The sequence below is a fragment of the Burkholderia sp. MSMB2157WGS genome (assembly GCF_001532755.1).
Taxonomy (GTDB): Bacteria; Pseudomonadota; Gammaproteobacteria; order Burkholderiales; family Burkholderiaceae; genus Burkholderia.
Genome location: NZ_LPJG01000030.1, coordinates 48,634 through 70,576, shown reverse-complemented (window position 1 = coordinate 70,576; position 21,943 = coordinate 48,634). Strand labels below are relative to the sequence as shown.

At 66.3% G+C, this 21,943-nt stretch carries 11 protein-coding genes; 3 read left to right on the top strand and 8 right to left on the bottom strand.

Annotation, left to right across the window (positions count from 1 at the left end; all coding sequences use genetic code 11):
- Nucleotides 1-32 precede the first annotated feature (32 nt).
- Nucleotides 33-845, top strand: coding sequence for a hypothetical protein (locus WT53_RS18905; RefSeq protein WP_034204557.1), 813 nt, complete (start codon nt 33-35; stop codon nt 843-845).
- Nucleotides 846-988: 143 nt separating this feature from the next.
- Here the strand turns inward: WT53_RS18905 and WT53_RS18900 are convergent, their stop codons facing one another.
- The 6 genes from WT53_RS18900 to gspG all read right to left on the bottom strand — a co-directional run bounded on the left by WT53_RS18900 (nt 989) and on the right by gspG (nt 5,047).
- Nucleotides 989-1,249, bottom strand: a complete 261-nt coding sequence (locus tag WT53_RS18900) for a DUF4880 domain-containing protein (protein ID WP_230624760.1) — start codon at nt 1,247-1,249, stop codon at nt 989-991.
- Nucleotides 1,250-1,547: 298 nt separating this feature from the next.
- Entirely contained in the window at nt 1,548-2,543 is a 996-nt protein-coding gene (locus WT53_RS18895) for a FecR domain-containing protein (protein WP_060262063.1), read from the bottom strand.
- An 11-nt stretch (nt 2,544-2,554) separates the two neighbouring features.
- On the bottom strand, nt 2,555-3,103 hold the full coding sequence (locus tag WT53_RS18890; RefSeq protein ID WP_034204554.1) for an RNA polymerase sigma factor: 549 nt from the start codon (nt 3,101-3,103) through the stop codon (nt 2,555-2,557).
- A 6-nt stretch (nt 3,104-3,109) separates the two neighbouring features.
- Nucleotides 3,110-3,856 carry a secretin and TonB N-terminal domain-containing protein gene (locus WT53_RS18885; protein ID WP_060261006.1) on the bottom strand — a complete coding sequence of 249 codons (747 nt, stop codon included), beginning with the start codon at nt 3,854-3,856 and terminating at the stop codon, nt 3,110-3,112.
- Nucleotides 3,857-4,050: 194 nt separating this feature from the next.
- Nucleotides 4,051-4,557, bottom strand: coding sequence for a GspH/FimT family pseudopilin (locus tag WT53_RS18880; RefSeq protein ID WP_059783014.1), 507 nt, complete (start codon nt 4,555-4,557; stop codon nt 4,051-4,053).
- Nucleotides 4,558-4,564: 7 nt separating this feature from the next.
- Complete coding sequence (gene gspG / locus WT53_RS18875; protein ID WP_373558453.1) at nt 4,565-5,047, bottom strand: type II secretion system major pseudopilin GspG; 483 nt, start codon at nt 5,045-5,047, stop codon at nt 4,565-4,567.
- Between the two features lie 61 nt (nt 5,048-5,108).
- Between gspG and WT53_RS18870 the strand changes: the two genes are divergently transcribed.
- Nucleotides 5,109-5,555: a general secretion pathway protein GspC gene (locus WT53_RS18870; RefSeq protein WP_060261003.1), complete on the top strand. Its 447-nt coding sequence runs from the start codon at nt 5,109-5,111 to the stop codon at nt 5,553-5,555.
- An 8-nt stretch (nt 5,556-5,563) separates the two neighbouring features.
- On the opposite strand, the gene gspF is transcribed toward WT53_RS18870, so the two are convergent.
- Nucleotides 5,564-6,781, bottom strand: a complete 1,218-nt coding sequence (gene gspF / locus WT53_RS18865; RefSeq protein ID WP_060261000.1) for a type II secretion system inner membrane protein GspF — start codon at nt 6,779-6,781, stop codon at nt 5,564-5,566.
- Nucleotides 6,782-7,444: 663 nt separating this feature from the next.
- Here gspF and WT53_RS18860 point away from each other — a divergent pair.
- On the top strand, nt 7,445-8,743 hold the full coding sequence (locus WT53_RS18860) for a substrate-binding domain-containing protein (protein WP_034204551.1): 1,299 nt from the start codon (nt 7,445-7,447) through the stop codon (nt 8,741-8,743).
- A 322-nt stretch (nt 8,744-9,065) separates the two neighbouring features.
- On the opposite strand, the gene WT53_RS18855 is transcribed toward WT53_RS18860, so the two are convergent.
- On the bottom strand, nt 9,066-21,833 hold the full coding sequence (locus tag WT53_RS18855) for a filamentous haemagglutinin family protein (RefSeq protein WP_082727508.1): 12,768 nt from the start codon (nt 21,831-21,833) through the stop codon (nt 9,066-9,068).
- Nucleotides 21,834-21,943 lie beyond the last annotated feature (110 nt).

Sequence of the window (21,943 nt, the reverse complement as noted above, 5' to 3'; positions counted from 1 at the left end):
GGCCACCCGCAATCAATGCACGAGGCACCGGCATGTACGTAGATCCCCGCGTGGCGCACGGCCGCGCCCGGTTCGACCTGAGCGGCTCCCCGCGGCTCATCGCCGACGAGCGCCGCTGGGAAATCAGCGATGTCGTCACGCGCGGCCTCGACGATTTCAAGGGCGTGCGCAATCGCCGCAACCTGCTCCGATTGCTCGAGCGTCAGATCGCGCCGAAGCTCGTGCGCCTCGGACTCGAACCGTACGTCGGCGCGCTCGGTCACGCAGAAGGGCTGTTCGTCCATTTCTCGACGATGAGCGCCGAGCACGGCTTGCGCGAATTCCAGCTTCAATTGACGGTGCCCGACCTCGTGCTGCGCAGTTTCGCGTCGAACGCGATCCGGCCGCACGCGGTCGCGCGCTGCATGCAGCGCAACGGCGTGATGTCGCTTGCGGAGATCGAGCACGAGACGCGCATCGCGTTCGTCGCGGCGCGCGTGATGCGCTCGCTGGCGATCGCGGAAGGCTGGCAGCAGGTCGGCGTGCCGACGCCGCACGGGCTGTTCGTCGGCACGCTGACACCCGCGCGCGACGTCGCGATGAATACCTATTTCCGCCCCGGCGACAACGACCGCCCGTCGCGCTGGAGCGGCTTCTCCGCCCTCTTCTCGACGATGCCGGACTGGCGCCCGGAACAGGTCCGGCACGGCGGCGAACTGCTGCAATGGATGGTCAACCATATCGTGGCCCTGCAAGAATCCGCACCGTTCGTCGAACGCTTTCCGTTTCTGCGCGAGCCGCTGCGCGATGCCGACGACCCGCTCGACGCCGCATGGACCGGCGCGCGCGCCGACCACCGTGCATGACGGGCGATCCGGGGGCCCATTCCGGCCCCCGTTCTCCCGGTCTCCACGCCATCGCCCCTCTTCACGGCCCTCGCTCTCTCATATACAAGGTCGCAGCGGCCTCGCCTAACCCGCAGACTTTCTTGCAACGCCGATGCGGCGCGTCAATGCGTGCGCGTGGGCCCGCCCGGCTCGCCCGGCTCCGGGCGGCCGACCGTCTCCAGCACGGCCCACATCCAGATCAGCTCGCGCACCGTGCGTGCATGCTCGTCGCTCTGCGCGCGCCAGCGCCCGAAAGCGTCGCGTTCCCGTTCAGTCGTGTCGCCGGCGCGCAGCCACAGCAGCCAGCGCACCGCGCCCTCGCGGATCGCGTCGGCGCGCGTGTCCGCGTCGCCGGAATCCGTATCCCGTTGCGATTCGTTCATGATCACGCCACCGCCCGAAGCTCCCTCGACACACATCCCCCCACCGCGCATCGCTGCGCGGCCGGGGCGCTTGCCACCCACGCCTCGGGTCCGACGACGCCCCACCGGGCCGTCACGCGTGACGACCCGGCGTTTGCCGGCCCTCATGGATAAGGTCGTATCGACGCGCCGTAACCCGCAGCGCGGGCAGCACCGCGGCAGGCGGAGCAACGGCCGGATGGAAACGGGAGAAAGGAAGGAAAGCGGAACGCGGGGAAAGCAGCTCGGCTCGGCTCGGCTCAGCTCAGCTCAGCTCAGCTCAGCTCAGCAGCACGATATTGCCGGGCAGGCGCGTGATGTGCGCGCCGTACAGGCGGCCGACCATGTCGATCACGTCGTCGAGCCGCGTGATCGGAAACTGCGCCTGCATTCGGTTCGCGCCGAGCGACGCGCTGCGCAGGATGACCTTGCCGCGCCGGTAGCGGTTGATCTCGTCGACGACGTCCGACAGCGGCACGCCGTTGAACACCAGCATGCCGCGCCGCCACGCGCTGACGGCGCCCGGATCGGTCCGCGACACCGGCTGCACGCCACGGTCGTCGTAGACGACCTGATCGTCGGCGCTCAGCGTACGCGCGCCGCGCGGATGTTCGAGCGTGACCGTGCCGGACAGGCAGGTCACGCAGACCTGCGCGCCCGTGCGCCGCACGTTGAAACGCGCGACCAGCGCCCGCATGCGGCCGCCGCCCGCCACCACCGTGACCGGCTGGATCGGCGTCGCGCGGCCGGCCGGCGGCGCGACCGCGTCGATCTCCGCCTCGCCCGCGACGACTTCGACGCCATGCGCGGCATCGCTCGCCGGCAACACGTCGACGCGCGTTTGCGTATTCAGTTCGACCGTGACCCGCGACGACAGCGCGACGCTGCGCTGCTCGCCGGTACCCGTGTGATAGTCGGCCGCGATGTCGCCGAGCGACGGCCACAGCTGCAGCGGCGGCCGCACGACGAGCCACGACGCGCCCGCGGCGACCGCGAAGCCGATGAACGCGCGCCGCCCGGTGCGCATCGTGCGTTCGCGCCTGGCGACCTGTGCCCAGGCCGCGGCCGTGCGCTCCTCGTGCGCGAGTTCGGTCGCGGCCGTGCGCAGCGAGCTCCAGGTGCCGCGCAGCAGATCGGCGGCTTGCGGACGATCCTTGCACCAGCGTTCGAACGCGTCGGCGTCGTCCTGGCTCGCGTCCCCCGAGCGCAGACGCAGCAGCCACGCACTCGCTTCGTCGAGTTCGTCGTGGGCAGGTTGGGCCTGGGCTTTCGTCATCGTCCGGATGCTCAAAATTTGCGCGGGCCGCCTCGCGTGCCCGCGTACGAATCGCCGTCTTCCTGCATCCGCTGCAGGCAGTACTTCATCGCCGCGCTCAGCTCGCTTTCGACGAGCCGCAGCGAAATGCCGAAATGCTCGGCGATCTCGCGATTCAGCAGGCCGTCCACGCGGGCGGCCAGCAAAATCGCGCGACGCCGCGGCGGCAGGCCGCGCAGCACGTCCTTCAGCGTCTCGACCTTGCGGCGCGCCGCGACGATGCGCTCGGGATCGGCCAGTTCGTCGGGCACCTCCAGCAGCGTCTCGACGTCGTCGTCGTGCAGATGCCGCCGTTCGCGCCGATGCTGGTCGATCGCGACATTGTTCGCCATCCCGAGTATATAGGCGTCCGCGTTCGTCACCTGCGTGGAGACGTTCGCGTTCTCGAGGCGCAGCCAGGTTTCGTGCAGCGCATCGGCGGCGCCGTCCTTCGACCCCGTCACGCGTTCCAGCCGCCTGACCAGGTACGCGTAGCGCGTCGCCAGCAGATTCCGGAGCCCGGAGCGGTTGCCGTCGGACATGATGGCCTAGCCCCGAACGGCCGGCTGCGGCGCCGGACAACGGAAATGCACGCCGTTGCCCGCCGGGCGCAGCAGGATCGTGACCGGCTGCGGCAGGTCCGCAGGCGGCGCGTCGTCCAGCTTCAGCGCGCGCAGCGCGCGCATCACCGCCGCGTCGCGGGCGGCCGAACCGCTCGATGCCACCATGTTGACCGCCACCACCGCCCCCCTGTTGTCGATGCGCATCTGCGCGACGAGTCGATAGCTGCCCGGCACGGCCGCCGGCTGCGCGCACAGCGCATCGATCAGATGCGCCTGCAGCAGGCCCGCGAACGCGCGCCGATCGCCGGAATCGCCGATCCCGTCGATCGGCAGCGCCGCATCCGCCGGCGTGTCGGCCGGTGCGGGCGGCGTCTCGGCGGCCGGCTGCGCGACGATGATCGCTTCGTCCGGACGCGAGAATTCCGCACGCAACCCCGTTCCGGCCAGCATCCGCTCGAGCGCGTCGCGCGGCGCGAAATCGCCCTGGACCGGCACACTCGTGCGCCCGTCGAGCAGCGGCGCCGGCGCGAGCACGATCATCTCGGTGAGCCGCGCGAAATCCTGCAACGTCTTCGCGAGCGGCTGCGCGGGCAGATCGAAATGCACCGCGCTACCCGGTTGGCGGCCGATGGAACCGGTCTCCTGCGCGTGCACGCCGCGCATCGACAGCACGACCAACGCGAGCCACGCGACGAGCGCCAGGACACCGGTCGGCGCCCGTGAACGAGTCATGAATCCCTGGACGGAAGTGGAGTTGCACGCCGCGTGCCGAAGCGTGCATCCCCGTGAGCGGCTCCGTCGCAAGCGAACGACAGATTGTGAGCGGGCACTGTGACAGTCCGGTGAAGCGTTTCGCCGCGCGACGCGATCGCGCCGCACCGCTTTCGTGCATCGCGCACTCGCACGTGAACCACGACGCCCGCCGCTCAGGGCCGGCGCACGACGAAGTTGCCGATGCCCGTGCCGACGACGGCCATCCGCACGTCGCCGGACCACAGCGTGATCGTCACCGGCACGTCGATGCTTTCGCTGCCGAGCACGATCCGCGACGGCGCTTCGCCGCCGCCCGTGTAACGCACCGACACGCCCGTCACTTCGCTGCCCCAGCGGCGGGCGCGATACAGGTCGTCGGTCATCGGCGCCCAGCCGCCGCTTTCGGTGCGCTGCACGAAGCGATAGCCGCCGCCGACCGGCTGCCATGCGATCGGCATCGCGCGCACCTGCGCTTCGTCGCCGGCCGATTCGAGCAGGTTCGCCAGGCGCTGTGCCTCCTCCGCCAGATCGGTGCGCCGGTTGCGCGACGGCGCGAGCGTCACGACCGCGACCAGCAGCCCGACGATCACGAGCACGACGAGCATCTCCAGCAACGTGAAGCCGGCCGCCGTGCGACGTGCAGCGCCCGCGCGTCGTCCGCGCCCGTTCAGGATGCCCATCGTTCCGTCACTGCCACGAGCCGATGTCCGCATCGTTGCCCTCGCCGCCCGGTTTGCCGTCCGCTCCGTAACTGAACACGTCGATCGCGCCGTGCGCGCCCGGGTTCAGATATTGATACGCGTTGCCCCATGGATCCTTCGGCAAGCGCTCCAGGTAACCGCCGTCCTTCCAGTTGTTCGGTACCGGATCGGTCGTCGGCTTCTGGATCAGCGCGGCAAGCCCCTGCTCCTGCGACGGATAACGGCCGTTGTCGAGGCGATACAGGTTCAGCGACTGCATCATCGTGCCGATGTCCTGCTTGGCCGCGATGCGGCGCGCCTCGTCCGGACGGCTCATGATCTTCGGCACGATCAGCGCCGCGAGAATGCCGAGAATCGCGACCACCACCATGATCTCGATCAGCGTGAAGCCGCGTTGCGTACGGCGACGCCCACGTTCACGCACGTGGCCGGCGTACGACGCTCGGGTTTCGTTGAGGCCCGTCATCATGCATTCACCCTCGCGGCAAAGAATGGAAAACGTCTTCTGTCCATCGCATCGACCCGTCGCCATGAAACCATTCGACCTGCTTCGCATCGCGCCGTCCCGCACCGATCTCGTGCCGCTCGCGGCGACGCTCGCCGCCGCGGCAGCGCTCGCCGCCGTGTCGCTGTGGGCCGTGCGCGTATTGAGCGCCGCCGATGCGCCGGTCGCGGCGCTTGCACCGCCGCCCGCGCCGGTCGACGTTGCGGCCGGCGCACGGCTGTTCGGCGCGAAACCCGACGACGGCCGCGATGCCGTCCAGTTGCTCGGCGTGCTGGCCTTCGATGCACGCCGAGCGGCCGCGATCGTCAGCATCGGCGGCGAAGCATCGCGCGTCGTGTCGCTCGGTGCGGCGATCGGCGAAGCCGCGAAGCTCGCCGAGGTTCGCGCGCGCTCGATCGTCGTCGACCGCAACGGACTGCAACGCGAAATCGCGCTGCCCGCCGCGGAGAAGGCCAACGCGTTCGTGCGCTGAGCCGCGCATCACTGCACCATGTTGTTCAGCTCGATGATCGGCATCATCACCGCCAGCACGATCACGAGCACCACGCCGCCCATCGCGAGGATCAGCAACGGTTCGAGCAGGCTCGTCAGGAACATCGTGCGGCGCTCCAGCTCGCGCGATTCGCCTTCGGATGCGCGATCGAGCATCGTCGTCACGTCGCCCGTCGCCTCGCCCGAGCGGATCAGGTGCACGAGTACCGGCGGAAACGTCTTCGTATGCGCTAGCGCACGCGACAGCGCGGAGCCTTCGCGCACGCGGACGATCGCGTCGTCGACGTTCGCGCGCATCGCGCGGTTCGACAACGTCTCGCCGGCCGCCTGCAACGCGCGCAGGATCGGTACGCCGGCCGCGGTGAGAATGCCGAGCGTGCTCGCGAAGCGCACCGTGTTGTAGCCGCGCACGAGCTTGCCCGCGAGCGGCGCGGTGAGCACCCACGTGTCGAACCTGAGCCGCGGCGCATCGCGCGACAGCACCTTGCGGATCGCATAGACGATCGCGACCGTCGCCGCGAGCGACGCCCACCACCAGTGCCGCACGAAGTCCGACAGCGCGAGCATCACGACCGTCAGCGTCGGCAGTTGCTGCTTGGTGCTGGTGAACACGTTCGCAACCTGCGGCACCACGTAGCTCAGCAGGAACGTGACGATGCCGAACGCGATCAGCGTGACGATGCCCGGATACGTGAACGCAAGCAGGATCTTCTGCTTCAGCGCGTTGCTTTGTTCGATGTAGTCGGCCAGGCGCGACAGCACGATGCCGAGCTTGCCCGTGTGCTCGCCGGCCGCGACGAGCGCGCGATAGATCTCGGGGAAATCGCGCGGATGCTGGCTCAGTGCGTTCGCAAACGAATGGCCGCCGACGATTTCCGCTCGGATCGACGCCATCAGCTCGCGCACGTATTCGCGTTCGGCCTGCTCGCTCAATACCGACAGCGATTCGTCGAGCGGCAGACCTGCGACCAGCAGGCTCGCGAGCTGGCGCGTGATGATCGCCTGCTCGCGCTGCGACAGCTTGCGGCCGAGCGACAACCGTTGATGGCGCTCGCCGTGCAGACGCTGCGCGGCCAGTTCGACGACGAGCGGCGTGAGCCCCTGCGTGCGCAGATGGCTGCGGCCGGCGCGCGCGCTGTCGGCTTCGAGCACGCCTTTCAGCGTGCGGCCGGTGGGATCGATCGCTTCGTAGCGGAATGCCGACATGTCAGTGCCCTCGTGTCACGCGTGCGACTTTTTTCGGCGACGGCGCGCAATGTGCCGGGCGGAGTCGCCGGGGAAGACTACGGAGCGAACCGGCGCAGATTTGTGACGGATGTTGGGCTACCTTTTTTGACGGGGCTTATTACCCGGATTCGCCATTCTTATAACGTAAAAACGATTTCAATCTTATCCGTTCAATTAACTGAACACACATTAAATACACTACGACCTTGCTCGACCTTTCATTTACAGATTCGAGCGACAATCAGAAAAATACATCGAAACGGAAGGTATTCATCGACGTGCGCAATGTTCCGTAACATCCGCCACGAAACCGTCGTGAAGTTGGGATAGCGCTGCCTGGCTCCGCATGCTGTTTCAACGGCCTCCGTCAAGCCTGACACGGGCTCTCGCGCGCAATCCGTCGAACGACGCCGACCCAATCCCAGTATCTGGACGCTCCAGCGCGTGCCGAATGACGCTCCGATCGGCGCTTTATCCATTCGAATAACGCAATGGCTCGATCGATAAAAATGTTACGCACCATTCGTTATGAAAAATTCACACGCGCCGTTCGAATTCCCTCCTACATTTACCCGGCGGTCCATAAGCATTCCAACCGCAGTAGCAGGGGTTCCCGTTTATCTTCGTTCAAGGAAATTTCTCATGAAATCCAGCAAGCGCAAGATCTGTCAAGTCCTCGCTCTCGTTGTTTCCGGTCTGGGCGCCACGGCCGCGATGGCCGCGGACATCCACGGCGGCGGTTCGTCGCTCGTCGCCCCGACCATCGGCGCGATCGGCAACACCGCGACCGAAATCGGCCTGTTCGGCACCGCCGAAGGCTCGTTCACGTATTACTCGGTGGGTTCGGGCGCCGGCCAGAACGCATTCCTGAACAACCAGCCGACGTTCTTCGGCGCAGGCGTCACGGGCACGGTCCACTTCGCGAACAGCGATGCGGCCCTGTCGACCGCCCAGCTCACGTCCTACAAGGCCGGCCTCGGCGCGACGAATGGCCCGCTGATCCAGATTCCGTACGTCGTCACGCCGATCACGGTGCCGGTCGTCAACGGCCCGGCCGTGACGAGCACGACGACCCCGCAAACGACGCCGAATCAGGCACATAGCATCGCGCTGAACGACAACGACCTGTGCGGCGTGTTCTCGGGCAAGCTGACGAACTGGAATCAGGTCACGAATCCGGAAACGGGTTCGGTGTACGCGCTGAACGCACCGATCAAGGTCGTCTACCGTTCGGACGGTAGCGGCACGACCGAACTGCTGACCCGCCACCTGGCAGCTGTTTGTACGACTGCCAATACGGCTGCGGGCGTGACGTTCGTCGATTCGCTGACGTTCACGGCTTCGTTCCCGGGCGGTGTTCCGTCGAACTTCACGCCGGCTTCGGGTAGCGGTGGCGTGCGTACGCAACTGGTGAGCTACCAGTCGGCCGGCACGGCCGCTGTCGCTTACCTGAGCCCGGACTACACGAACACGTTCCTGGCTCCGAAAAGCACGGTCGTGACGTCGGCCAGCGCATTCCAGCTGCCGGTGGCAAGCCTCGTGAACGCCTCGAACGGCGTGTACTACGCGCCGACGTATGCGAACGCGACGACCGCACTCAGCACGGCGACTGTCCCGAGCACCCAAGCTCGCGCCGCCAACCAGGCGAACTGGGTGCCGAATGTCGGCAATCCGGGTTCGGGCTATCCGGTTTCCGGCACCAGCCAGATCATCCTGAGCCAGTGCTACGCGGATCCGTCGGTCAAGACCGCCGTGCACGACTTCCTGAACAGCCACTACACGAACGCCAGCTTCGCGTCGATCGTTCACGGCAACGGTTTCGACACCGTGTCGTCGAACTTCCAGACGGCAATCTCGGCTGACTTCCTGAGCAACACGAGCGGCTTCAACCTCGACATCGGCAACACGAGCGTCTGCACGGGCTCGGTCACCGGTCGTTAAGCCATTTGACGGTGGATGCTCCACCGTCTCTGCAACTGCGCCCTTGAATCGTCAAGGGCGCAGTTTTTCGTTTACAGCTTCAATCCGCACTACTCGTCACCGTCAGGTCAAGCATCGTCTGATGCACTCACGAAGAGCCTTGGATGATGGCTGACGCAAGAGGAAAATCTCATGGGATTTCTCTGAATCACCAGTGGCGCGGCTTTTCGTCTTGTACTCGAATTCGCAAGCAGCTGCATTACGTCTCTCGACAATGCCGAGAGACGATGATCAAAGGGCATAAACCGTCAGTCGAACCGGCGGCTCGCATCGACTTCCCCCTTCAAATCTTGCCCAACCGCGCACGCTCGTCCGAACTCAACGCCGATCTCTGCGCCGGCCCCACTTGACCGAAGCCCAGCACCGACACCGCGTTCGACGCGTCATAGCCGACCTGCTGCTTGTGTTTCTTCCCGCCATCGCCGCCTGTATCGCCAAACCCCTCGACCTGCACCGAGATCGTCCAGCGACGTGGCGACACACCGGACGCATTGTTCTTGGCGATATCCTGCGCGACCTGGGTCGCGGCCGAGGCGGCGGCACTCGCAGCCGTCAGCGCACCCGTATTTACCGCCTGCACGAGCGGGATGCCGCTCGCTTTACCGGTTACCTGAATGTTGTCCGCGTTCACGACACGCAGCGCCGCAACGTTCAGGTTACCTGCACGAATGCCCGCGTCGCCCGCATCGACCGTACCGCGCGGCGCAATCAGGTTGATCGTGCCGATCGGCACGCCCGGTACGCTCTGCAGTGTCGCGATACCGGCACCAGTGACCTGGCCACGCGTATCGACCGTGCAATAGTGGTTCGCGTCACACACATATTGCGGCGTCGGCGTGTCCGCCGACGACTTCGCGCCCTTGCCCGCGTTGATGTCGCCGTTCGAACTCCAGATCGTCATGTCGCCGCCCTGCTCGGTGAAAATGCGACTCTGCGCAAGCAGCACGCTGCGATCGGTGAAGATGTCGATGTCGCCTTTCTCGAGCGTGAGAATACCCATCGTACCGGGCCCGGCAATCACCGATCCGTCGCTCGCCACGACCTGCGGCGGCGCGGACGTGCTCCCGATCAGCGCCTGTCCGCCGGGACCCAGGATCGACACATTTCCGCCCTGCTGCGTCTGGATGGTCGTGCTTCGAATATCCAGGTCGCCCGTATCGATCACCTTGTTCGCGCCGTTGTTGCCGCCACCGAGGTTGTTGGCCGTATAGCCGAACGAGGACGGGAACATCGTATTGAGCGCCTCGTATCCGCGCGCATATTTCTGATAATACGGACTGGCCGGATTGTTGTAATCCTCGCCTACGCTGGCCAGCACCTTGAACAAGACCTGTTCTGCAAGGAACTGCTGAACGAACTGCGGGAGTGCCTTGAACTTCGACCATGCTGCGTCGGCAGTCAAAGGCTTGACTGCCGGTTGGTCCTTGACGAGGCCGGTATCGACCGAGAGGCCCGCCTCATACTGCTCCATGAACGTGATGAGTTCCGGCGTCGCGCCAGGTACGCCGGATACGGCACGCGCCGGATCGATATACGTCGAGACGAATGACGCAGTGTCAATGCCGGGCCCGATTCCGAACAGCACATTGACGTTCGCACTTTCATGCGGCAGGTACGGATTGTTCGCGTTGCCGATTGCGTCGATGCCCGTCAGTATGCCCTTCGCATTCCCCAGATTGCTCTGGTTGGTCAGCGGACCGATATTCCGCCCCGCCTGGATGTCGAACGTTCCCGGACCGCCCAGTGCCAGCACCGGTGCAACGAGCGGCTGCGGCTGCGACTGCTGCGGCGGCGTATCGTAGATGTCGCGCCCCGCCACGATACGCGTCACGTCTGACTTGCGCAGATTTTGTCCGAGGAACGACAGATTGACGATGTCCCGCCCAGCCTGAATCACCGCGGGCTTGTCGATCGCAACGGGAACCAGATTTCCGTAGAAGCCTGCGTCTCCTCCTGTCGTCTGAAGCACGCCATCGACGATGTCGCCATTGAGGCTGTAGATTCTTGCCGGCACGGGGTCGTCGGCATGCAACGCATTTGAGCCATGTGCCGCCGCCGATGCGATGTTCGGATTGACCATGAGAACATTCGGATTGGCGGGCGAAGGCATCGCGCCCGGGTCGACGTCGAGCATGCCGAACGCGGGTGCCCCGGCGAGCGCCATGCCGTTGCCGCTCGACAGGTTGACGGATTGGTCGGCGATCAGGCTCAGGTCGCCGGACGCTGACGGATAGAGCACACCGCTTGCCGCCACGGTGATGCCGCCCGTCAACGCGGTCAGGCTCACTGATGCCGGCAGGACCGACGAGAGATCGTTCGCCCCCGGAATCGATGTAGTCGGCGCACCGCCGCCGATCACGCCGACGGCCGAGAGCGTACCGATCGCGACATCGCCTGTCGTCGACGCAATATTGACCGCGGAGGTCGACGAATAGCCCTGCATGTCAGCGCGCTGCTTGTACGCATACAGCAGCGTATTGCTCTGCACATACGACGGATCGAACACACGCCCGACGCTCACGCCCTGACGCGCACTCACGTCGAGCACGCCGTCCTGCGTTGCCAGCAGCGTATCCACCGTTACCGGAGGTTGTCCGGTGAGTTGCGACGGCACCGCGAGATCCGAGCCGATCTTCCCGCCAGCCGTGATCGTCCCGGTCCCTTTGGCGACGAAATAACCGCCGCTCAAGATGTCTCCACCGGCTCGCACCGACAGGTTGCCGCCGCCGACCGTATTGACGGTCGGGGTATCCGTTTTCGTGCCGGTCAGCCACCACGTGGTCGGCAACGACACCGACAGATCGGAGATATTCCCGCCCGCCGACACGGAGACATTTCCGCCCACGCTCAACACGCCTTGATCGAACGCACCGAAGTTGATCGACGTCTGGACGGTCTGGATAACGGGAGTGGTCGCGCCGACCGACCCGGTCGGATTGCCGATCTGCATCCACTGCCACCAGAACGGACTGATGTTGGTGCCGGTCCGTCCAGTGACCGTGCCGTTCGTATCGGTCAGGTACTCGGCGCCCGTGATGTCGCCCTGCGCGTGGATCGTGATATCGCCAGCCGAATCGGGGCTGACGGTCGGCGTGATCAGAATGTCCTGATAGCCGGTTCCAGCGTGCAGGATCGCCACCGTGGGGCTACCGGATGGCGCGGACGCGGCAGGCGCGCCACCGGTATAAATCACGCCCGGCACGACCACATCCGAGTCGTTTGCTTGTGCGGTACCGGCATCGAACAACGCGACGCCGTTGCCCGCGGCCACATCGATGCCGCCCGTACCGGTTCGGATCGTCGTTGGTGCAAGCACGGCAAACCCACTGCTGTCGACGTATGTCGTATGGCCGTCGAACGTGACACTCTTGCCGCTCGTTGTTTCGCCCGCAGCCAACGGCTGCAGTGCAAGCGGATTCGTGCTATTCAGATCGGCGCCCGCCACTACGCGGAACGAACTGCTCGTTCCACCCGTCAGCGACGAAGACTGGAGCGGAATCGGATTGGTCGCGACCGGCGTCGGCGCGGGCGAGTTGTCGGTTACGGCCGGCAGGCTGATCGTCGGCGTCCCGATCACCGAAACAGGTTGAACCGCTGGCGCGGCGGGAACATCCACTAGCGGATACTTCCCATTTTGATTCCGGAATCGAACGGAGTCGGCCAGATATTTCTGATACTGATTCAGATAAATCAGGTATGAACCGGGATCTACCGCTTGCTCGGCCGCCGAAGGCGCAATCGGCCCTTTCGGCTGACCAGCCGCGACCGCTCCGGCCGCGTTGAATCTCAGCTGATAGACGATACCGATATTGTTGTAAGTCGGAGCCCAATTCAGCTGCGACGAAAGGCTCGTCGCAGTCTGATCGAGAAAATTCGCGTACGCCATATAGAGCGCGTAGTATTCCGCGATCTCGTCCGGCGTTCCGCCGACCGGCTGTCCAGGGGCAAACGCCACACCCTTCTTGGCGTAGTACCAGATTCCGTACCCGTACGGGTACGCGTTGTAGCCCGACGGCAACTTGAAAATGGCATTCGCCTCGCTCAACGTCGACAACGGCGGCACCGCAATCGTCCCGCCGCCGCCCAGCGGGTTGGCGATCTGGAAGAACCCATCCGACAGGCTGGCATTCACCTTCACGTTGTTCTCGGCGCGCAGCGTCACGATCGGCGCCTGCCCGTCGAAACGGAACGCGAGATTCGTCGGCGACGCGCCCGCCCCGAGGTTCCAGTTCGTCAGCACCTGAATGTCGCCGCCGTTGATCGCCGGGCTCGGGTTGTCGAGCTCGATCCCCGGCACGATGCGCGTATTCGCGATGTTCTTTCCCGCGAACGGATCGACGAGCGTATCGAGCCCGTGTTGCACGAACCCCATCAGCGTTCCCGGCGTCGCGGTCGATGCATCGCCGTTCTGGTAGCCGTAGAAAGTCTGGTGATCCGTATTCGCACCGTTGCTCGCCGGCGCGAAATACATGTTGTTCAGCCCGCCGAAACCAATATCCTTGTCACCACCTTGAAGCTGCGCCTGCGTGACACTCGCCGTTGCGCCCGTCGCCTGGTTCGTCAGCGTGCCGCCACCCGACCCGTCCGGTGCGAACGAGAACGTCGCCGGCGTGCCGGACGTCCCTTGTGCCGTGAACGTGCCGGCCAGCAGATGCCCGCTCTTGTCATACCATCCCGCCGGGTCGATGACGCCGTCGAAGTGCTGCGCGCCCGTCGTCGCGTCCGTCGTGCTCCATACCGCATACGCCTCGAGCGTCGTCGCGCGCGAGCCGACGATGCCCTTGCCGTCGTTGAACGTATCCGGCAGGTTGACCTTTACGCCGTTGTCGGCCAGCAACGGCGCGCGGAAATTCACCGTGCCGCCGGACAAACCGCCGGCCGTCCCGCCCGACACGTCGATCAGCGCATTCGCGCCGAGCGTGATCGCACCGGCGTTCGCACGCAGGATGTTCTCGTAACCATAGGTTGCGTTGTACGCGACCGAGTTGCCGTTCGCGTCGACGATCGTCGGATCGAACAATGCGGTCGTGCCGATGTTGACCTTCCCGCCGCGCTGATTCGGATCGGAGCCGCGCGCCAGCAGCGAACCTTCGACGTCCACACCGTTGCGGCCGTACAGGTCGATCTCGCCGCCTGCCTTGCCGGACGCGTCGATCGTCCCGAGCACGTTCACGTTGCCGTTCGCCGTATCGGCCGAACTTCCCGATCCGCCGTCGGCCGTCAGCAGCACCGAGTGCGCGGTCAGCGTGTTGCCCTGCGACAGCGTCAGGTTGCCCGTCTTCGTATGGACGGTGATCGCCTCGTTCACGCCGCTCGATGCCAGCGTCTTCGACAGCGCATCGAGATCGGCCGCGCCGCCCGTATTGAGCGAGAACGATCCGCCCGCATAGCCGCTCGCCGCGCCGCCCTTGATCGCGCCGTTCAGGTTCACGACCTGTTGCGGCGCCGACAGCGAAAGACTGCCTGCCGCGCCACCGCCAGTAGCCCCGGAGAAATCGAGCGTCGAGCCGGCCTGTACGTCGACGGTGCCCGCATCGGCCGTCAACGTAATTGACCCGGCCGGCGCGTAGCGCGTCACATCGAAAAACTGTTTCGACACGCCCGCCGCGCTGACCGTCGATCCGCCGCCGATCGTCAGGTTGCCGGCCGTCGCCTCGAGTGTCACGTTGCCGGCCGGCGCGCTGATCGTCGCACCGTTGTCGACGACGGTACCGCCGATGAAGGTCCATGCACCGCCAACCGCATCGCGCTTCAATGCCGTACCCGACGTCCCGTTCAGCGTCAGTGCGCCCGTGGTCTTCACGGTGGCGGCCGAGCTCGTATCGGCAAGGTAGACCGGTGCATTGAGCGTGACCGGCAATGCGCCGAAGTCGAACGTGCCGGTACCCTGGCCGACGATGCCGCCCGTCGCGTTCATCACCGCCGAGCCGAAGCCGCTTGCCGCCTTCGTGCCCGTGCCGAGGTCGATCTCTTTCGCGTTGATCGTCAGCGTGCCGTTTCCGGCCGTCGTCGTGCCGGGTGCGGCACCCATCTCGTTCGTGAACGCGACCTGCTGCGCATTCAGCGTCACGTGGCCGCCGTCGCTCGTGAACGTGCCGGCGCTCAGATCGACGCCGTTGCCGAACGTCGCGTTCACGTCGCCGACGAAGCCGATCGCGCCGTAGCTGCGCAGCGTCACCTGCTGCGCGTTCGCGAACTGCGCGAGACCGGCCGGATCGACGACGAAGCCCGGCAGGCTCGCCGCCGACGCGCCGCTCGCGTTGGTAAACGTAATCGCGGAGCCGTCCGCCGTGATCGCCTTGGCCGACAGCACAGCGGACGGATCGACCTTCAGATCGCCGGACGAATCGAGCAGCAGCGCCTGTCCGCCCGTGAGCGTCGCGCCTGCGCCGACCGTCATCAAACCGTTGCCCGTGCCGCCGGTGCGCGACAACGGCGCCATCGCGCCGTTCGACACGCGCAGCAATGCGCCGTCGCCGGCGATCGCGATCGGTTGATCCTTGGCGGCCGGGTAATCGCCCTGGGCGGCGATCGACGCACCGGCATCGACGCGCAGGCCGTTCGCCGCGTTCGGATCGGTGCCGCTGCCGTCGGTCTTCGTGACGAGCAGGATCTCGGGGCCCTTCAGCGCCGTGTTGCCGTCGTTGGATACGACGACGCTGTTCGCGATCGGCGTGATCGTGACGCCGCTCGTCGTCGCCGCGCGCGTGCCGCCGATCAGCAGGCTGCCCGCGTTCAGCGAATCGAGCGCGTCGCTGCCGATCTGCAGATAGCCGGGCAGCGCCGCGCTGCCGTTACCGGTGATCTGGATCTCCTGCGACGCGATGTCGACCTGGGCCGGCGCGCCGCCCGCGCCGGCGGCCGCATTCAGCGTCGCGCCGAGCGTCAGCGCCTTCGTCGCCGCCAGCACCAGCTGACCGCCGTCCACCGGCAGCGGCGGCGTCACGTTGCCCTTCGTCGCGGCGAGTTTCGTGAAATAGGCGTTCGCGCCCGTCAGCGTGTATTGCGAGTACTGCTGCCACACGCCGTTCGACTGCACGTTGAACAGCGTCGGCGTCGCGCTTCGGCTGCCCGTCAACGCGTCGGCGAAATAGCCGGCCGTCACGACGGTGCCGTCCTGCAGCATCTGGCTCGCGCCCGGCACGAGATTGCCGGCCGTGTTCGACACCGTGACGCGATACGCGCCCGGCAACGTCGCGTACTTGCCCGGCAGCAGCGTGTAGTAGCCGGGCGCCAGCCCCGGCACGCCCGACAGATACACGGCCTTGCCGACCGGATCGGTCAGGCTCGCCTGCCCGACGCCCATCGTCGCCGTCGCGGTCGTCGGCGTACCGTTCGCATTGGTCGACGGTTGCTGCGTCTGTGCGAACACCGGGTCATAGGCGGCGACGGGAGATTGCGCGCCCGGCACGATCGCGTAGACGTTGCCCGCCCCGGCATTGACCGGCACGGCCGTCGCGCCCTTGCCGCTCGCATAGCTCACGTTGTATTGCGACAGCACGTCGCGCGTGCCGCCGGTGCCCGGCACCCATTCGGCGGCCTGCAGGTCGCCGCCGCCGGACAGGTCGATCGTCGCGCCCTTGTCGAGCGCGACATTGCTGCCGTTCACACCCACGTATTTCGCGGGCGGTGCGATCAGGTCGGGCGTCGTGTTGCCGGCAAGCGGATTGAACTGCCACTCGACGCCGTCGATCGTCGTGCCGTACGGAATGACCGCGCCGCCGTTCGAGACCGACGTCACACTGCCGTTCGCCAGCTTCACCGAATCCGTTGCGACGAGCGAGAGGCCCGCAAACTGTGCTTGCGTCGCCGCATTCGACGGATCGCCGACGCCGAACACGATCGCGCCGGACGGCGCGCGCACCGTGCCGCCCTGCACGATGTTCGTCGCGTCGACCAGCAGCGTGCCCCCCGCGGACAGCGGCGTGCCCGACTCGCCATTCGACGCGAACGTGACCGTCGTCGGCGCCGGTTTGCCTGTCGACGAATCGGTCGGACCAACCGCAGCGACGACGAACGTGCTGCCGGTCGACGGATACAGGTCGGCCGCCTTGAAGGTCAGATCGCCCGGCGTATAAAGAATCCCGGGCGCCAGACCCGGCGCCTGGGTCTGGCTCGCGTTCGTCGAACTCAGGCGGATATCGCCGCTGCTCATGAAGTTCGCGTGAGCAAAATTGTTGAGCTGGAACTGGTTCTTCAGATCGACGAACGACGCGTTCACGTTCAGCGTCGCATCGGACAGCGCCGCGACCGGATTGAACTTCGGCGCCTGCGACTGGATGAGCGGCCCCGACAATGCGACGTAGGGCGCATCGATTTCCACCGTCGTGCCGAGCGGTGCTTGCGGCGCTTGTGCCAGTACCGCGTCGACCGCCGACGCGATCGTCCCGTCCGGTTTGCGTATCGGCGGCGTCGACAGCAGCGTCGACAACTGTCCCATGTCGATGGCCGCGATGCGGCCCGCATTCAGGCTCACCGATTCCGGCAGTGACAGTGTCACGTCGCCCGCAAACAGAATCGGTGTCGGCGACACGCCGAAAAGATTAGGCGGCGTGTCGCTGCCGAGCACCAGATTCGCGATGCCGGATCCTTTCAACCGGTCGGCCGAGAACTGAAGAACGCCGGTCGGCTGACCGATCGGCAAGCCGGTCGTTGGATCGATCGCCGACGCAAAGTCCTGCCCCGGTGCCAAACCGGCGGGCGCGAGCGTGCCGTCTTGCCGCACGACAAGAGCCGTGCCGGTCGCGCCATCGTTCTGATGCGGCAGGATCGTCAGCGTGCCGCCTCGCGCCTGCGCCGCGCCCGGATGTGCCTGCAGCGTCGCATCCGCGAACAGGCCGTTCGCCGCCAATAGCGTCATCGAGCCGGCATCGCTCCATACTGGTCGAGACGCATACGTGCCGTTCGCCTGCAATTGGTCGAAATTCGTCGACGCACCCGATACGTCGATCTTCGAGCCGGCCTGCGCAACGACGTAACCCGTATCGCTCGACAATGTCACCGAGCCGCCGGGCAGCACCTTGCCCGTATTCGGCACGACGGTGGTCCCGCCGATCTTGACCGGTGCCGCGAGCGGATTGGCTACCGCGGTACCCGACACGTCCAGCGTCGCATCCGAGCCGAGCCAGACCGACTGGCTTGAACTTCGGGCGCCGGTGTTGAACTGTCCCGTCTGCGCGAACGTGCCCGCCCCGTCCGCACTCAACGTGATCGATCCCCCCGGCGCGACGATCGTGCCGAGTACCGTGACCTGCGTCGGCGAGCCGAGTCCGATGCTCGAGCCCGCATCGGCATGAATCGACGCGCCCTCCGACAGCGTGACCGCACCGGTCACACCCGGGTACGTCGGCGCCGCATCTGCCGATGTAAGCCATGACGTGTAATTGCCGCCCGTCAGCACCAGGCTCGTCGCCTGCCGGTGATACGCATCGAGCTGGCCGATCGACGTCAGGCCGCCCGACGACAGGTTCGCGCCCGTACCGGCCTGCTGAAGCGCGGCCTCCGGGATGCGGTTCAATTGCGTCACGCCGACCGTGGCGCCCGGCGCGACGGTCGCATCGTAATATGCGTTCAGCACGTACTTGCCGAACCCCTGCCGCGCAAAGAAGCTCTCCGGGAGATAGACGTCCCACGGCGACGCGGCCGCCGCATCGCCGCCGATCCGGAAGCCGAGCGCCTGCAGCGTCAGCGTGCCCCCCCCTGAAAAACCGTCGCTCAGGATCGTACCGCCCAGGGCAAGGGTGCCGGCCGTCGGCTGCGCCGCGGGCAAATACGCGCCACCGCCGCCGTCGGTCGTATGGCCATACTGTTTCGACTGAGGCGCCGCATACGTCTGCAGCGACACGTTGCCGCCGCGCCCGGCCGGCACGCCGTTCTGCATCAGCATCTGGCCGTTCGCCAGCATCTCGCCGCCGCTCGACACGTCCAGCACGCTGCCGGGCTGCAGCAGGATCGAGCCGGTCGTGTCCGCATAGCCGACGCCGGGCACGTTCAGCGAATTCTGGATGGCCGACAGCGAGATGGTGCCGCCATTGACGAACTGACTGTTGCCCGGCGTCGTACCGGGTGCGGCCTGCACGTCGTTGTTGACCCATTGACCGGCAGCGCTGATCACCGCCTCCGGTCCCACGACGACGTTGCCGCCGCTCGACAGGGCGACCGAGCCCGACGGCACGATCAGCTTGCCTGCCACATTGACGTCGGCGCCGGGACGGGCGCTGTTGAGCGAAACGGAGCCACCCGGCTGCAACGTCAGTTGCGTGCCTTGCGAAACGACGATCCCGGTGCCGCCGACCTTGTCCTCGGTCACGTTCAGATTCGCGAAGCCGCCGCTGTTCAACGTCGCGACCGGCACAACGGTGGTCGACAGCACGTTGCGCGGGTCCGCGGCGGGCAGCGCCTGCAACGTCTTGGTGTCCAGCGGGGTATCGATCGAGAAACCCGGCGTGACCTCGTCGAGCGACGGTGCGTTGTCCTGCAGCACGACGAGGCCGACAGTGCCGGTTCCGGCGGGATGGCCGTTCGACGTCAGATTGACCAGTGCAGCGCCATCGAGCTTCGGATCGGCGCCGAGGTTGAACGTCCCGCCGCTCGGCAGGCTGTTGCCCTGCATCTGTTTCGAGCCGCCGAACGCCTGCGCGCTGATATCGCCGTCGAGTACCGCCGCCTGCGACGCATAGACGTCGAGCGTGCCCGCATTGCCGCCGACGATATAGTCGCCCTGGTACGCCCCCGCCGTCTGAAGCGGGTTGTACCAGGACTTCGTCACTCCCCAGCGCGGATGGGATTCGATAAATTGACCCGCGATGCCGATGTAGGTGTCGTACGGGCTCGCCTGTCCGATCGGCACGATGGCGCCGTTCGCATCGACCAGCCGCGTCGTGTTGACCATCCCGCCGTCGTAATGCACGTAACCGCCGTTCAGGTTCATCGACGAACCTGCCGCGGTCATCACCTCGTTGCCGGACAGCGTGATCGACCCGCCATTGGTCAGCAACTGATCGACCGTGCGCGGAATCAGGCTTACATACCCCGACAGGTTCAGGATCGGGCTGCCGACCCATTGCACGCCGTCGCTGCGCGTGCCCGTCAGCGTGCTGTCGAACACGAGGCCCTTGTACCCGAGCAGGAACCCGTTGCGCAGCAGCGGCGAATCCGCAAGTTCGTTCTGGCCGATCCGGTCGACCGTCACGAGCGTCTGCGAGATCGGCACTTCGACGTTCGCAAGGCCGGACACGTCGATCGTCGCGCCGTTATCGACATAGATGCGGCCCGGCACAGCGGTTTGACCTGCCGGCGTCTGCGCCCCGGACGTGGACGGCGTCAGCGCCGTGACGGTGACCTTCGACCCGGGCGCCTCGATCAGCGAGCCGCCCTGGAACCAGATCGACCCGGCCGTCATGCCGATGCTGCCTGGCGTGAAGGTCGCGCCCGGCGTGGAAGGCGTCGTCTGGCCGTTGCCGTCCGGCATCACCGTCGTCACCGAATCGGGACCGAAGCTAAGCAGGCCGGCACGATGCGTGTCGCCGCCGGTGCTTTGCTGGCTCATCGTCACAAGCGCCTGCCCGAGATACGCGGCCCCGGCCGGATTGTTGGATTGGTATTCGTCGACCGTGGAAATCGTGATTGCGCCCGGCGCGTTGACGCTCGTCGTCACGCCCACCACGCCGTCCTGGGCGACCCGACTGCCGAGCAGGTTCACGTTGCCGCGCGCCGCTTCGACGATACCCGTGTTGGTCAGCGTGCCGGCCGGCGTGATGTCGGTCGCCTGGCCGTTCGGTCCAAGCAGCAGAATCTGCCCGCTCAATTCCGGCAGCAGCACCTGCGGATTGACTTTACCGGAACCGTTCGGCCGCAGGCTCACGCCGACCCCGGCCGCGAGCACGACCTGCCCGTCCGTCGCCTTGATGTGCCCCGCATTCGTCACGTTCGGCGCCGCGATCATCACGAAGCCGCCGTCGCTGACGTTGCCGTTCGCATGCGTGGTGATCGATGCACCCTGCTCGATGGTGATATCGCCCCACGGTCGATACTGGCCGGCCGACGTGAGGTTGACCTGATTGCCGAGGCCGAGCACCTCGTTCGGAACCTGGCTGTCGCCATTCACCCCCGTCGAGCTACCCGACTCCGGATACGCCAGCCCACCTGTCGTCCCGGCCGGCAAACTCAGGAACTGCTTGTTGCTCGCGACGATCCCCGCGGCGTCCTGCGCAAGACTGCTGTCCGTCACAACCGGCACCCTGTTCTGCATGGCCTGGTTGTAGTTGTTCATGTTCAGCACATCGAGCGACGACGCCACCAGCGAATGCACGTTCACCTGCGACCCGGCGCCGAACAGCACGCCATTCCGGTTGATCACGTACACCGCCCCCTGCGCGGTGATGTTCCCCAGAATCTGGCTCGGCCGCCCGCTCGGATCGTTGACCCGGTTCAACACAGCCCAGTTGTTCGCCCCATTCGTCTGCGTCCCGCCCGACTGATCGAAATTCAGCGTCGTCTGCCGCCCGACGTTCATCGTCTCCCACGTCAGCACCGCGTTCTGCCCGGTCTGCTTCACGTCCACGTTCACGTGGCCGTTCGCGTCGGTACTCTGCGTCGGCGCGTTCGCGTTGAACCACAGCACCGGATTGTTCGTATCGCCCGACGCGCCCGCCGCCACCTGCAGCCCGCCCGGCGTCAGCCCGTTCGGCACGGTCGACGGCAGCTTCGCCGCCGCGGCCGCCGCATTCTGCTGCGCGGCGATCTGCGCGGCGATCGCGTGCGCCGCATAACCGAGGTTGCGGATCGACGGCTGGCTCGCCTGCAGCGCCTGCTGCGGCGATACGCCGAGATTCGGCACGCCCGGCATGCTGCTCGCACCGCCTGCGCCGCCGCCCGCCGCACGTGCGGTGGCCTGCCCGAGGTTCATGATGCCCGCCCCGTGCGCATGCGCCGACACGCCCGCCGCGAGCATCAGCACGACCGCCCGGTACAGCGGGCTCAGTTCCGATTTCAGGACCGACCGCGAGGCCGTTGCGCGAGGTTGCCGTTCCGTACGTGCGCGTGCTGCCATTCTTTCCACCCCGATGCTAGGAATTTGCATGCGGCGCCGGTCGGGCGCCGCACATGTCGTTGCGCCTGAAACAGGCCGCTGGAATCCGAAGACCATACGAAGCGCGAATG

What these genes read in the sequence shown, in the direction of transcription:
- gspF (WP_060261000.1), bottom strand. Translation starts at nt 6,781, where the DNA reads ATGTCGGCATTCCGCTACGAAGCGATCGATCCCACCGGCCGCACGCTG.
- WT53_RS18885 (WP_060261006.1), bottom strand. Translation starts at nt 3,856, where the DNA reads ATGACTCGTTCACGGGCGCCGACCGGTGTCCTGGCGCTCGTCGCGTGG.
- WT53_RS18900 (WP_230624760.1), bottom strand. Translation starts at nt 1,249, where the DNA reads ATGAACGAATCGCAACGGGATACGGATTCCGGCGACGCGGACACGCGC.
- WT53_RS18905 (WP_034204557.1), top strand. Translation starts at nt 33, where the DNA reads ATGTACGTAGATCCCCGCGTGGCGCACGGCCGCGCCCGGTTCGACCTG.
- gspG (WP_373558453.1), bottom strand. Translation starts at nt 5,047, where the DNA reads ATGATGACGGGCCTCAACGAAACCCGAGCGTCGTACGCCGGCCACGTG.
- WT53_RS18855 (WP_082727508.1), bottom strand. Translation starts at nt 21,833, where the DNA reads ATGGCAGCACGCGCACGTACGGAACGGCAACCTCGCGCAACGGCCTCG.
- WT53_RS18890 (WP_034204554.1), bottom strand. Translation starts at nt 3,103, where the DNA reads ATGTCCGACGGCAACCGCTCCGGGCTCCGGAATCTGCTGGCGACGCGC.
- WT53_RS18880 (WP_059783014.1), bottom strand. Translation starts at nt 4,557, where the DNA reads ATGGGCATCCTGAACGGGCGCGGACGACGCGCGGGCGCTGCACGTCGC.
- WT53_RS18870 (WP_060261003.1), top strand. Translation starts at nt 5,109, where the DNA reads ATGAAACCATTCGACCTGCTTCGCATCGCGCCGTCCCGCACCGATCTC.
- WT53_RS18860 (WP_034204551.1), top strand. Translation starts at nt 7,445, where the DNA reads ATGAAATCCAGCAAGCGCAAGATCTGTCAAGTCCTCGCTCTCGTTGTT.
- WT53_RS18895 (WP_060262063.1), bottom strand. Translation starts at nt 2,543, where the DNA reads ATGACGAAAGCCCAGGCCCAACCTGCCCACGACGAACTCGACGAAGCG.